This is a genomic window from Amycolatopsis sulphurea (assembly GCF_002564045.1).
In the GTDB taxonomy this organism is placed as follows: Bacteria; Actinomycetota; Actinomycetes; order Mycobacteriales; family Pseudonocardiaceae; genus Amycolatopsis; species Amycolatopsis sulphurea.
Genome location: NZ_PDJK01000002.1, coordinates 4,749,526 through 4,761,893 on the forward strand (window position 1 = coordinate 4,749,526; position 12,368 = coordinate 4,761,893).

Annotated in this window: 9 protein-coding genes; all 9 read right to left on the reverse strand. The window is 70.9% G+C overall.

What is annotated here, in order from left to right; translation table 11 throughout:
- Positions 1-3 precede the first annotated feature (3 nt).
- The 9 genes from ATK36_RS27820 to ATK36_RS27860 all read right to left on the reverse strand — a co-directional run bounded on the left by ATK36_RS27820 (position 4) and on the right by ATK36_RS27860 (position 12,288).
- Positions 4-786, reverse strand: a complete 783-nt coding sequence (locus tag ATK36_RS27820) for an enoyl-CoA hydratase/isomerase family protein (protein WP_098514166.1) — start codon at positions 784-786, stop codon at positions 4-6.
- Positions 786-2,033 carry a CaiB/BaiF CoA transferase family protein gene (locus ATK36_RS27825; RefSeq protein WP_098514167.1) on the reverse strand — a complete coding sequence of 416 codons (1,248 nt, stop codon included), beginning with the start codon at positions 2,031-2,033 and terminating at the stop codon, positions 786-788. Before ATK36_RS27825 ends, ATK36_RS27820 begins: the two co-directional genes overlap by 1 nt.
- Before the next feature lie 33 nt (positions 2,034-2,066).
- On the reverse strand, positions 2,067-4,211 hold the full coding sequence (locus ATK36_RS27830; protein ID WP_098514168.1) for a hydantoinase B/oxoprolinase family protein: 2,145 nt from the start codon (positions 4,209-4,211) through the stop codon (positions 2,067-2,069).
- A 25-nt stretch (positions 4,212-4,236) separates the two neighbouring features.
- The gene (locus ATK36_RS27835; protein WP_098514169.1) at positions 4,237-6,294 is read right to left on the reverse strand and encodes a hydantoinase/oxoprolinase family protein; all 2,058 of its coding nucleotides are present in this window, start codon (positions 6,292-6,294) and stop codon (positions 4,237-4,239) included.
- Positions 6,295-6,370: 76 nt separating this feature from the next.
- A complete protein-coding gene (locus tag ATK36_RS27840) occupies positions 6,371-7,312 on the reverse strand; it encodes a hydroxymethylglutaryl-CoA lyase (protein WP_211291968.1) in 942 nt (313 codons plus the stop codon).
- A 4-nt stretch (positions 7,313-7,316) separates the two neighbouring features.
- Positions 7,317-8,732 carry a hydroxymethylglutaryl-CoA reductase, degradative gene (locus ATK36_RS27845; RefSeq protein ID WP_342752101.1) on the reverse strand — a complete coding sequence of 472 codons (1,416 nt, stop codon included), beginning with the start codon at positions 8,730-8,732 and terminating at the stop codon, positions 7,317-7,319.
- The gene (locus ATK36_RS27850) at positions 8,692-10,527 is read right to left on the reverse strand and encodes a helix-turn-helix domain-containing protein (protein WP_098514171.1); all 1,836 of its coding nucleotides are present in this window, start codon (positions 10,525-10,527) and stop codon (positions 8,692-8,694) included. Before ATK36_RS27850 ends, ATK36_RS27845 begins: the two co-directional genes overlap by 41 nt.
- A 76-nt stretch (positions 10,528-10,603) precedes the next feature.
- Positions 10,604-11,104, reverse strand: a complete 501-nt coding sequence (locus tag ATK36_RS27855; RefSeq protein ID WP_245915245.1) for a hypothetical protein — start codon at positions 11,102-11,104, stop codon at positions 10,604-10,606.
- Positions 11,105-11,262: 158 nt separating this feature from the next.
- On the reverse strand, positions 11,263-12,288 hold the full coding sequence (locus tag ATK36_RS27860; RefSeq protein WP_211291969.1) for a bile acid:sodium symporter family protein: 1,026 nt from the start codon (positions 12,286-12,288) through the stop codon (positions 11,263-11,265).
- Positions 12,289-12,368: the final 80 nt, after the last annotated feature.

Below are 12,368 nucleotides of genomic sequence, written 5' to 3' on the forward strand. Positions count from 1 at the left end.
CCTTCACAGCGTGCGGCGGGAGGGGAAGTCGGGCGGACGGCGCTCGGTGAAGGCGCGGAGGCCCTCGCGGGCGTCGGCTGAGGTGAACGCCTGCTGCCCGTAGTACGCCTCGTGGTGGAAGGCCTGGTCCTGCGGGAGATCGCCCAGCCGCAGCACGGCTTCCTTGATGGTGGCGAGCGCGGTGCCGCTGCGGGCGGCGAGCCGATGCGCGCGGGCCAGGGCGGAATCGAGCAGCTGCTCAGCGGGGACGACCTCGTTGAGCAGGCCATAGCGCAAGGCCTGCGCGGCGGTGATCCGGTCGCCCTGCAACATCAGCTCCATCGCCCAGGCGTACGGGATCTGCCGCGTCAGCCGGGTCAGCGTGCCGCCCGCGGGCACCACCCCGACCCCGCTTTCGGGCAGCCCGAATTCCGCGGTGTCGGCGGCGATGCGCAGATCGGTGGACAGCATGATCTCGAACCCGCCGCCGAGGCAGAGCCCGTTCACCGCGGCGAGCACCGGCTTGAACAGCTTGGTGTGCTTCTGGTGCGCCGGGTCCCACGCGGAGATGTCGAACCGGCCCTCGGCCAGCGCCGGGATCGACTCGGTCAGATCGGCGCCGACGCAGAACGCCCGCTCGCCCCGGCCGGTCAGCACCGCGACGGCGATCGAGTCGTCGTCGCGGACCTCGGCGAAGGCGGCGCCCAGCTCCTCGTACATCGCCAGGGTCAGCGAGTTCAGCTTTTCCGGCCGGTCGAACCGGAGCACCGCCACCGCGCCGTCGCGGTCGAGCGAGATGCCGGCCATCAGATCGCTCCCGTTGCCCGCAGCGCGGCGATGTCCTGCTCGTCCAGCCCGGCGAACGCACGCAGCACGGCCGCCGTGTGCTCGCCGGCTTTCGGCGCGAGCCCGCGCGGCTGGGCCGGGGTGGCGCCGAGCTTGATCGGGGAACCGAACATGCGCAGCTCGCCGAATTCCGGGTATTCGACGTCCACGACCATGTCGCGCGCGGCGATTTGCGGATCCTCGACGACTTCGCCGATGTCCTTGACCGCGCTCAGCGGCACCGCGTCGCCGGCGATCTCCTCCAGTTCGAGTTTCGTCTTGTCCGCGAACCATTCGTGCAGCACGGGGCGGACCCGGCGTTCATACACCTCGGGCACGAACCGCTTGGCCATCGTGTCGATCTCCGGGTCTTCGGCCAGCTCCGGCGAACCGAACAGCTCACACGAGATCCGCCAGAATTTGTCGGTGTATCCGCCGAAGAACACGAACCCGTCCCGACATGGGTACAGCTCATAGGGTTTCACGAACGGATGCTCGTTGCCGATCGGGCTGGGCACGTTGCCTTCGACGGTGTAGGACACCACGGCGTTCTCGGTCAGGCTCAGCACGGAGTCCTGCTGCGAAACGTCGACGAGCTGTCCTTCGCCGGTGCTTTCCGCGTGCCGGAGCGCGGCGAGGGTGCCGATGACCGCGTACAGGGTCGCGGAGAGGTCCCCGATGATGGTGCCCACTCGCGCCGGTGGGCGGTCCGGGAAGCCGTTCATCGACCACAGCCCGCCGGTCGCCTGCGCGCTGTTGTCGTAGGCGGGACGGCGCCGGTACGGGCCGGTCTGCCCGTACCCCGAAATGGCCGTGTACACCAGCCGCGGGTTCTCCTGCCGCAGCACTTCGTAGCCGACGCCCAGCTTGTCCATTGTGCCCGGCCGGAAGTTCTCGACCAGCACATCGGCGCGGCGCACCAGCTTCTTCAGCAGCTCCGTGCCCTCGGCGGTGGCTAGGTCGATGGTGAGCCCGAGCTTGTTCCGGTTGAACTGCGCGAAGAACGCGCTGAACCCGGTATCCCCGGCGCCGCGCAGCATTGGCGGGAAGTCCCGGGCGTAGTCCGGATCCCGCGGGTTCTCGATCTTGATCACGGTGGCGCCGAGATCGGCCAGCAGCATCGAGCAGAACGGCCCGGCCACGACGCGCGTGATGTCCAGGACCACGATGCCGCGCAATGCTCCTTCGGGCAGTCCGCCGGGTAGCAGCGCGCCTTCGTCGATCGTCATGGTGTGCCTCTTCGCTTCTCGGATACCGTCTGCTCAGCCTTGATCCACGCGGATCCCCGCTTCGAGCAGTGTGCCGCAGGCAGGGCTGTAGTACTCGTCGATCAGCACGCGCGCGCCGCCGGTGGTGCGGGGCCGGACCCGCACGCCGTGCTCGGCGAGACGTTCGGCAGCAACGCGGGTGAGCTTTCGCGCCGCGCCGTGCCAGTCCGCATCGTTGCCCAGCCGGGCGCCGCTCGCGGGTACGTACCAGCCGTGCTCGTCTCGGCGGGGTGCGGAGGCGTCGGCCGGGACAGTGTCCGGCACCAGCCGCTCAGGTGCGCTGCCGAGCCGTTCGGCGCGTACGGCGGCGCGGGCTTCCCGCGTGGCGGCTTCGTTCACAACGCCGTCGGTGAGCACCACACCGTAGGTGTGCAACGCAGTTTCCGCGGTGACGTACTGATCGCGGACGTCGGCGGCGACCAGTTGCGGGTCCCGCAACAGCGGGTCGCCGTATCCGCCACCACCGGCGATCCATTGCACCAGAACGTCTTCACTGCGGATGGTGACCGACTGCTGGTTGATCGCCAGCAGTTCCCGCGCCTCGGCGCCCAGCGTCTCCCTGGTCGGCACTCGGCCCGCGGAAAGCAGCTGTGCGACATCGGTTTCCCGCCAGACTTCGTGACCGCTGCCGCCGCCGGGGAGACCTCCGCCGAAACCGTCCGCGACGACCTGGGCGCTCGGTGCGAACACGGTCTGGGTCACCTCATCGGCGCCGTGCAGGGTCCACGCGAAGCGCAACCCGAGACCACCGCGGTGCGCGCCGTGGCCGGCGCTGTCGAGATTGAGCTGCTTCCACAGGTACAGCACCGGATAAAGCATCTCGTTCATCTCGACATCCGGCAGCATGTTGTTGACCTGCGTCATCATCCCGGCGCAGTCGAGCCCGTCGCGTTCGGGCTGGGCGCCCGCGCCCATCCCGCCACCGTCCATATTGAACAGTACAAAGTAGTCGCCGTCGCCGGTGGTGCCCGCGGAAATACCGCCGGTCCACGAATCGCCCCACACCCCTTGGGTGCGCTCGCGGATCTCTTCGTCGCTGCTGCCGCGACAGGCCTGGTTCAGCAGCTTGGTGACCACGCGGCTGACCCGGGCGCCGGTGGTGAGGTGCCCGTTGCTGATCGGTGCGGGCGGCTGGGGGTGCACGATCGAACCCGGCTCGGCGACGATGTCGAACGCGGTCATCACGCCCTCGTTGAACGGTACGTCCCAGGCGAGAATCGGCACCACGGCAGTCGCGACGCTGCCCACGAGCGCGCCGTAACTGCAGTTGACGAACCCGTCGGTCTGCTCGCTGGAACCGCTGAAATCAAAGGTTATCTGGTCCTCGCGCTTCGTCATCGTGCAAGCGACCCGGTACAGCTCGTCGTCATGCCCGTTGTGCTCGGTCCATTCCTCGGCGACGTAGCTGCCGTCCGGGATCCGCGCGATTCGTTCGCGCACCACCTGTTCGGCCAGCGCGAAGGAGAGCCGGGTGTAGTCGCGGAACACGTCGAAGCCGAATTCCGCGACGGTGCCGAGCAATCGCCGGATCCCGGTGTTGTTGCTCGCCACCAGGCTGCGCACGTCGTTCCAGAACAACGCGGGGACCCGCACGTTGTTGAGCAGGATCCGGCGCACCCATTCGACCGGCTCGCCGCGTTCGAAGACCTTCACGCCGGGTGGCAGGCGCAGTGCTTCGGCGTAGCAGTCGCGCGCGCCGGGGGCGAACCCGCCGGGGGTCATCCCGCCGACGTCGACCAGGTGCGCCTGCGACTGGGCCCAGCCGATCAGCTCGTCGCCGTGGAAGATCGGCGAGATCACGTTGGTGTCCGGCGGATGGCTGGCCCCGGCGGTGTGCGGGTCGTTGCAGATGAACGCGTCGCCGGGGGCCAGCGGCTCGCCCTCGATCGCCTTGATCAGGTTCTGCACGGCGACGCTGCCGGAGCCGATGTGGAACTGGACGTAGTCGGAGTAGGCGTAGATGCGGCCGGTGGGATCGAACAGCGCGGTGTTGAAATCGCCGGCCTCGGTGATCACCGGGGAACCCGAGGACCGGATCATCGCGATGCCCATCTCCTCCACGATGGAGTCCAGGCGCATCCGGATCACCTCCAGGGTGACCGGGTCGTAGCCCTCGGGCAGCTGGTGCGGGGTGCTCATGGGTCGTCTCCTTAGGCGGGTGGGCTCAGCGGGCGGCGAGGCGCAGCAGGAAATCGCCGCTGCCGGTCAGCTCGACGGTCGCCCCGGTGGGCACGTAGACGGTGGTGTCGGGTTCCTCCAGCAGGCACGGGCCGTTCGCCCGGCCGAGCGCGCCGAACCCGCGATGCACGTCCATTTCGACGCGCTGCCCGGTGAGCGGTTCGAGCACGCTGCGGCGGCTGTGTTCGTAGGGCTCGTCCTCGGCCCCGGCGAACTGCCGCACGGTCTGCACGTCGCTGCGGCCGATCGCCCGGACCCGCGAGTTCACCAGCAGGATCTCTGCTTCGGTCCAGGCGGTGCCCGCGCCGAACTCCTCCTCGTAGTCGGCGATGAACTGCGCGCGCAGCGCCTCCTTGCCGTCCTCGCCGAAGGTTCCGGCCGGCAGCCGGGTGGTGACCTCGAAGATCTGGCCGACGAACTTCATGTCGGCTTCGCGGTGGAGTTCGCGCCGATCCTGCGGGATTCCCTCGGCGGCGAACCAGGCCTGCGCCCGTTCTTCGAGCGCGGCGAACTCCTTTTCCAGCGCCGCCGCGGGCTGTGCGAGCGTCCATGGGCTGGTCTGCACAGCGGAGAAGACCGAATCCGCGTGCATCAGGCCGTAGGCGGAGAACACCGCGGCGTTACGCGGGATCACCACCTCGCCGACACCGGCTTCGGCGGCGATGGCGGCGGCGAACAGGCCGCAGGCGCCGCCGAACCCGACCAGGGTGAACTCGCGGGGATCGTGCCCGCGGTTGACGGTGATCTTGCGCAGTGCGTTGGACATCTGCGAAGTGGCGAGCCGGTACACGCCCTCGGCCGCGGCGTCGTCGGTGAGGCCGAGCGGCTCGGCCACGTGCTTGCCGAGCGCGGCCCTGGCCTGGTCCGGATAGAGCGGCACGGAGCCGCCGAGGTAGTAGTCCGGGTTGATCAGCCCGAGCACGAGCGCGGCATCGGTCACCGCGGGCCGGGTGCCGCCCTTGCCGTAGCAGGCCGGGCCGGGCACCGAACCCGCGCTGTGCGGGCCGACGCGCAGCAGGTTCCGCCCGTCCACCCAGGCCAGGCTGCCGCCGCCGGCGCCGATGGTCTCGATGTCGACGGCGGTGAGGCTGGTCGGCAGGCCGCCGATCTCGGCGCGGGGGAGCAGCCGGAACTCGTCGTCCAGGATCGCCGCGGCGTCCAGGCTGGTCCCGCCCATGTCCGCGGTCAGCACCCGGGCGCGGCCGAGCTGTTTGCCCAGCAGCCGTGCCCCGGTGACCCCGCCGACCGGGCCGGAGTTGAACATCGAGATCGGTGCCTTGCCGGTCTCCTCCACGGACAGGAACCCGCCGTGCACCTGCATGATCTGCACGCGCGTGCGCAGGCCCCGCCGCTGCAGCTCCTCGGCGAGGTGCTCGAAATGCGACGACACGATCGGCTTGACCGCCGCATCGAGGGAGGTGGTGACCATGCGCTCGTACTCGCGGTAGACCGGGGTGAGCGTGCTGGAGAGTGTGTAGGGCAGATCCGGGTGGTGCTTCGCGAGGTAGTCGCCGATCGCCTTTTCGTGCACAGCGTTGCGGAACGACCACAGCAGGCACACGGCGATGGTCTCGGCGCCGGTCGCGAGTACCGCGTCCACCGCGTTCGCGATCGCCGCTTCGGTGAGCGGGACGAGGACCTGGCCGTGCGCGTCGATCCGTTCGGCGACCTCGACGATCCGGCGGCGTTGCACGATGTCGGGCGGGGGCGCCATCTTGTGCGGATCGCGTTCGTCGGTGCGGGCCGAGCGCGCGATGCGCAGGGTGTCGCGGAATCCCTGGGTGGTCAGCAGCCCGACCGCCGCGTACTTCTGCTCGTCCACCGCGTTCGTGACGATGGTGTTGCCGAGGACGAACCGGTCCACCTCGGCGAAGAACTCCGCTTCCGACCGGCCGGCGCGTTCCTGCAGCACGGCGAGTGCGTTCAGGATGCCGGTGGTCACGTCCTTGGTGGAGAACGCTTTGCCGCGGATCGCTCGCCCGTCGGCGATCGCCACGGCGTCGGTGAACGTGCCACCGACGTCGATGCCCACGTGCAGGGTCATGATCGCTGTCTCCTTTGACTGCGTCGAAGTTCTCGTCGGTTTTCAGTGCTTTGTGGACGGTTGCTTTGTGGACGGTTCAGTGGTGCGCGGCCAGCGCCCGCGCGGTGCCCGAGGTGAGCGGCCGGCCGATCCGCCCGGCCAGCCAGACGCTCGTGTCCACGAGCTTGGCCAGGTCGATCCCGGTGTGGATGCCGAGGCCGGCCAGCTGCCAGACGAGGTCCTCGGTGGCCAGGTTGCCGGTCGCGCCGCCGGCGTACGGGCAGCCGCCGAGCCCGCCCGCCGAGGCGTCCACGGTGCGCACGCCGGCCTGCAGGGCGGTCAGGGTATTGGCCAGCCCCTGCCCGTAGGTGTCGTGGAAGTGCACCGCGATCTGTCCGATGTGGACATCCGCGGCGGTCAGTGCGGAGAGCAGCGCCGCGACCCGGCCGGGCGTGGCCACGCCGATCGTGTCGCCGAGGCTCAGCTCGGTGCAGCCGAGCCGGAGTAACCGGTTCGCCGTCGCGACGACCTGCGGGATCGGTACTTCACCCTCCCACGGATCGCCCCAGCACATCGACAGATAGCCGCGCACGTTCAGCCCGGCCTCGCGAGCGCGCGCGACCACCGGGGCGAACATCTCCAGCGACTCGTCGACGGTCCGGTTCAGGTTGGCCTTCGCGAAACTCTCGGTGGCCGAAGCGAACACGGCGATGTCGGTGACGCCGAGGTCGAGTGCCCGGTCCAGCCCGCGGCGGTTGGGCACCAGCACCGGGTACCGCACGCCGGGGCGCCGTTCCACCCGCCGCAGTACCTCTTCGGCGTCGGCCAGCTGCGGCACCCACTTCGGGTGCACGAGGCTGGTCGTCTCGATCACGGTGTGGCCCGCGTCGGCCAGCCGTGCCACCAGTTCGACCTTGACGTCGGCGGGCACGATCGCCTGCTCGTTCTGGAGTCCGTCGCGCGGGCCGACCTCGCAGATCGTCACCGAGCCGGGCAGACCGGGCAGCGGGTCGACGCCGTAGTGCGGCAGGGGGTTCATCCGATCACTCCTTGCCACGGAGTTCGGCGAGGACCTTCTCCGCGTGCTCGGCGCGCACGGCCCGGTCGGCGATGAGCCGGGCCACCACTGCGGGCACCTCGTCCGGCGTCGCGCCGATGGTGGTGGCGATGGTGCGGGCGTGCAAGGACATGTGCCCGCGCTGGATGCCTTCGGTGGCCAAAGCTCGCACGGCGGCGAAGTTCTGGGCCAGCCCGACCGCGGTCACGATCTGCGCCAGCTCGGCTGCGCTCGTGACCCCGAGCAGGGCGACGCAGGCCTGCGCGACCGGGTGCACCTTCGTGGCCCCGCCGACCAGGCCGACCGGCATCGGCAGCTCCAGCGTGCCGACCACGTTGCCGTCGGCGTCGGCTTCGAACCGCGACAGCGAGGTGTACTGCCCGGCCGGGGAAATCGCGTGCGAGTGCGCGCCCGCTTCGACCGCGCGGGTGTCGTTGCCGGTTGCGAGTACCACCGCGCTGATTCCGTTCATGATGCCCTTGTTGTGCGTCGCCGCCCGGTACGGATCGGCCTCCGCGAGCGCGGCCGCGTGCACCAGGTCGGCCACCACGGCAGGGCCGCCCAGCAGTCCGGCGTCGAACACTGCGCGCGCCCGTGACAGCCGCAGATCGGCCTTGTTGGTGAGGATCCGCAGCAGCGGACGGCCCGCCGCGATCTGCCCTGCCCTCGCGGCGACCGCCTCGGCCATCGTGTTGACCGCGTTGGCCCCCATCGCGTCGCGGACGTCGACCTGCAGGTGCGCCACCACGTAGCGGCCGGCACGGGAGTCGACGAGGCGGACCGCGAGGTCCCGGACCCCGCCGCCGAACTCGACCAGCTTCGGGTCCTGCGCGTTGGCCAGCGCGATGAGTTCCTCGCGGGCCTCCAGCAGCCGCAGCCGCCCGGCCTCCGGGTCGGCCACTTCGAGCAGCTGGATCTGCGCCTGCATGACCGGGGTGGTGGAGCTGGTGGCGAACCCGCCGTGGGCACGGGCGATCTTCGCCGCGTTGCTCGCCGCGGCGACCACCGAGGGTTCCTCGGTGGCCATCGGCACCAGCACCTCGCGGCCGTCCACCACGAAGTTCGTGGCCAGCCCCAGCGGGACGCCCAGCACTCCGACGACGTTCTCGATCAGCTGGTCGGCGAGCCCGGTGCCGAGGCCCCGCTCTGGATCCAGCACGGCCAGCACGGCCGGATCGAGGCCGGTGGCCGCCGCGGCCGCGGTGCGCCGGTCCCCGATCGCGAGATCGCGGAACCCCTGGATACGGCTGGTGCGCGTCATGGCGCCCCTTCCACTTCGACGTGGTGGTGGATACGGGGCCGACGTTAGGCGCGCGACGCCCGGTCCGGAATGGACCGATCGTCCAGCGCCGACCGGGATCTCATGGACCGTCCGGCAGCCGGGCCAGCCGGACCGCGACAGTCAGCCGGAACAACCGGTCGGGCTCCTGCCAATCCGGCCCGAGCAGCTCGGCGACCCGCTCCAGACGCTGGAGCACGGTGTTCTTGTGCACGTGCAGCGCACGCGCGGCGGCCACCGGGCTCATCCGGTTGCCGAGGTAGGCGGCCAGCGTCGGCAGCAGAGTGCCGCCGTGGCCGGCGTCCCAGTCCACGACCGGCCCCACCAGGCGGCGCACGAACGCCGCGACCCGCGTGTTGCCCGGACCGAACAGCGCGGCGTAGGGCAGGTACTCGTCCGTGGTGACCGCGGCGTCGGCGATGCCGAGCGCGGGCAGTGCGCGGGCACAGGCCCCGGCCGCTTCGACCTCCGCGCCGAGTCCGGCGGGCAGTTCGTCGACGGACGCGGCCACCGCGAGCACCGCCGTGCCGAGGGCTTCGCGGACCACCGCGTGCACGGCCCGCCCGGCCGCCTCGGGATCGCGGTCTTCGGTCAGCGCCACGACGTGCTCGGCGTGCTCGCCGACCAGCGCCGCCGCTCGCCGGGCCGCCCGTGCCGCTTGCCGCTGCCGGTCGGCGGGCACCGCGAGCAAGACGACCGAACGCAGCTCGTCGAGCCGGATCCCACGCGCCCGCGCCCGGTCCGCGATGTCGGCCAGGCGATCGGGATCGCCGGAGACCAGCTCGGCCAGCAGATCGCCGCGGACCCGCTGTTCGGCCTCGGCCAGCGCGTCCTGCTTGAGCCGCAGCAACGCGGTGATCTGCGCGGCGCGTTCGGCGGTGCGGCGTTCCACCGGCCCGAACTCGACCGCACCCTCCTCCAGCAGCAGCGCGCCGAGCAACGCCGACCCGGCCACCACGGCGACCGCGAGCGCCCCGTCGCCGGTGGCCACGCACCGTCCGCTGTGCCTGCTCTGGCGCACCGCGGGATTCTTCGCCGCGCTGTTCTCGTCCAAAATGGACACTCGGCAGCGCAGTGCCCGGCCGAGCGCGGTGGCCACTTCACCGGCGTCTCCGCCTTGCAGCACCAGGCTGGTCAGGTCGGTGTGCACGCCGCTGGCCCGTTCCATCGCCTCCACGTGCCGGGCCAATTCGCCGTAGGCGTGCCGGGTTTCCTCCGCGGCGGTCTGCGTGCGCGCCAGCAGCCGCGCGGTCTGCAGGACGACCGCGGCGTGGTCGGCGAAGGCGGAGAGCAGGGAGATCTCGTCGGGGGAGAAGGCGTGCTCGAAACGGTTCGCCGCGAACAGCACGCCGATCACCTCCTCACCGGCGAGCAGCGGGACCCCGAGCAGCGAGACCAGGCCCTCCGCGTGGACGGCGGCGTCGATCCCGGATTCGTGCGGCGCCTGGGTCATCGCGTCGTAGCTCGACGTCCAGCACGGCCGCCGCCCTTCCACGACCATGCTGGCCAGCCCCATCCCCGGGGGCACGCGCAGCCCCAGGAACGCGGGCGCGACCGTGCCGAGCGTGGTCCGCACTCGCAGTTCCCGGCTGTGCACGTCGAACTCGGACAGGTAGGTCACGTCCGTGCCGACCAGGTCGTGTGCACGCTCCACCAACCGGGACAGCAGTTCGTCCACATCCCGCAGCTGGGCCAGCTCCCGGGCCGAGGAGAACAGCGCGGACAGCTCCCGTCCGCGCCACCGCCAGCGCGCGACCCCGGCGTTGAGCCGGCGGACCTCGGCGGAGATCCGGGCCACGTCCTGCTCCGGCAGGCCGCTGCCGGACAGCAGCTCGCGCACTTCGTCGTCCGGCTCGGGATGTCCGGCCGAGGCCGCGCCGAGCAGGCCGACCACCACGTCGACCGGAACCGCCGCCATGTCCGCTCACCTCACCCCGTACCTGTGCCGATCGATGCACGATACCTACCTGCGGGGCTCGGTCACTCCGCCACGATCAGCCGGAACCCGGCGTCCCACTCGGTCCGGGTGAGCAGCTCACGATGGCGTTCCTGCCACCGCCCGGTCTGCCAGTCCTCGCCGAGGCGGGCGATGCCACGCTCGACCGCGGTGGGGCCGGTCTGCGCGAGCGCGGAGCCGGATCGGCGGACGGGGGTCGAGATAGGCGCCAGTGCGCGGGGAAGACTCCGTCGGTGAAATCCCACGGCACCGGCAGCGGAACGACGCGCGGGGCGCCGAGTTCCCCGGCGATGTCGTCCGCGGACGGGCGGCTGAGCTCCAGTTCGGCGATCTCGGGCACGTACTCGCGGACGAACCAGAATTCGGCGTGCAGCCGCGGATCGTAGGCGAGTACGACCTGACGCGGCGCGATCCGGCGCAGCCCGGCTCCCCAGCCGGTCCGGTGATGCACCGCGAGCACGGCGTGCCGGCACAACGGAAGTGCTTCGGCGACCGCGCGGACGACCGGGCTCGTGCCTTCGGGCCGCTGCCGGATCATCCGTTCGGACGGTTCGAGGGCGAGCACCGGCCGGTCGCGCGGCTCGCAGGAACCGGCGCCGGCGCCGGCTACCGTGCGCGCCTCGCCGAGCAGGGTTCAAGCCAGCGTGGATCGGTACGCCGGGTCTTCGCCGATGCGGTCATAGAGATCCGGCCGCGTCATCGGACGAGCGCCGGTTCCTCCGTGACGGACTGACGGGCGTAGCGGCGTGCCATGGCGGCGCACACGATCAGCTGGATCTGGTGGAACAGCATGAGCGGCAGCACGATCAGCCCGACCTCGCTGTGTCCGAAAAGGACAGTCGCCATGGGCAGGCCGCTGGCGAGACTCTTCTTCGAGCCGCAGAACACGATGGTGATCCGGTCCGCCCGGGAGAAGCCGAGCAGCTTCGCCCCGCCGCCGGTCGCCCCGAGCACAAGCGCCAGCAGCACCACGCACACCGCGAGCAGGACCAGCAACGGGCCGGGCTCCAGCGTGTGCCAGATGCCCTCGGCCATGCCCGCGCTGAACGCCGTGTAGACGACCAGCAGGATCGAACCGCGGTCCACGAGCTTCAACGGGGCCGAATGCTGCTGCACCCACGGGCCGATCCAGCGGCGCGCGAGCTGCCCGGCCACGAACGGCAGCAGCAGCTGCGCCACGATGTCCAGCACCGCCGAACCGCTCACCCCCGGCCCGTTCGCCGACAGCAGCAGCGCGACCAGTACCGGCGTCAGCACGATGCCGAGCAGATTGGACAGCGAGGCACTGCAGATCGCCGCGGCCACGTTGCCCTTCGCGATCGAGGTGAACGCGATCGAGGACTGCACGGTCGAGGGGAGCAGGCAGAGGAACAGGACGCCGGTGTAGAGCGGCTCGGTCAGCAGGCCGGGGGAGAGCAGCGAAGCGGCCAGTCCCAGCAGCGGGAACAGCACGAAGGTCGCGCAGAGCACCGTGGCGTGCAGCCGCCAGTGCCGGATCCCGTCCAGCGCCTCCTGTCCGGACAGCCGGGCGCCGTAGAGGAAGAACAACAGCCCCACCGCGACCTTCGAGGCGATCCCGAAGCCGGTGGCGGCCGAGCCGGTGGCGGGCAGCAGGGCGGCGATGCCCACGGTGGCCAGGATCGCCGCGATGAACGGGTCGATCCGCAGCTTGGCCAGCAGAGCGGAGACAGGGCGGGTCAGCGAGGCGAGGAGGTCGGTCATGGCACTCCTTTCGCCGCTCATTCTCCGGCGCGCCCCGGCCATTCGGAACCCCGATGACCGTACTGACTGACATCACGAAT

What these genes read in the sequence shown, in the direction of transcription:
- ATK36_RS27820 (WP_098514166.1), bottom strand. Translation starts at nt 786, where the DNA reads ATGGCCGGCATCTCGCTCGACCGCGACGGCGCGGTGGCGGTGCTCCGG.
- ATK36_RS27825 (WP_098514167.1), bottom strand. Translation starts at nt 2,033, where the DNA reads ATGACGATCGACGAAGGCGCGCTGCTACCCGGCGGACTGCCCGAAGGA.
- ATK36_RS27830 (WP_098514168.1), bottom strand. Translation starts at nt 4,211, where the DNA reads ATGAGCACCCCGCACCAGCTGCCCGAGGGCTACGACCCGGTCACCCTG.
- ATK36_RS27835 (WP_098514169.1), bottom strand. Translation starts at nt 6,294, where the DNA reads ATGACCCTGCACGTGGGCATCGACGTCGGTGGCACGTTCACCGACGCC.
- ATK36_RS27840 (WP_211291968.1), bottom strand. Translation starts at nt 7,312, where the DNA reads ATGAACCCCCTGCCGCACTACGGCGTCGACCCGCTGCCCGGTCTGCCC.
- ATK36_RS27850 (WP_098514171.1), bottom strand. Translation starts at nt 10,527, where the DNA reads ATGGCGGCGGTTCCGGTCGACGTGGTGGTCGGCCTGCTCGGCGCGGCC.
- ATK36_RS27855 (WP_245915245.1), bottom strand. Translation starts at nt 11,104, where the DNA reads ATGATCCGGCAGCGGCCCGAAGGCACGAGCCCGGTCGTCCGCGCGGTC.
- ATK36_RS27860 (WP_211291969.1), bottom strand. Translation starts at nt 12,288, where the DNA reads ATGACCGACCTCCTCGCCTCGCTGACCCGCCCTGTCTCCGCTCTGCTG.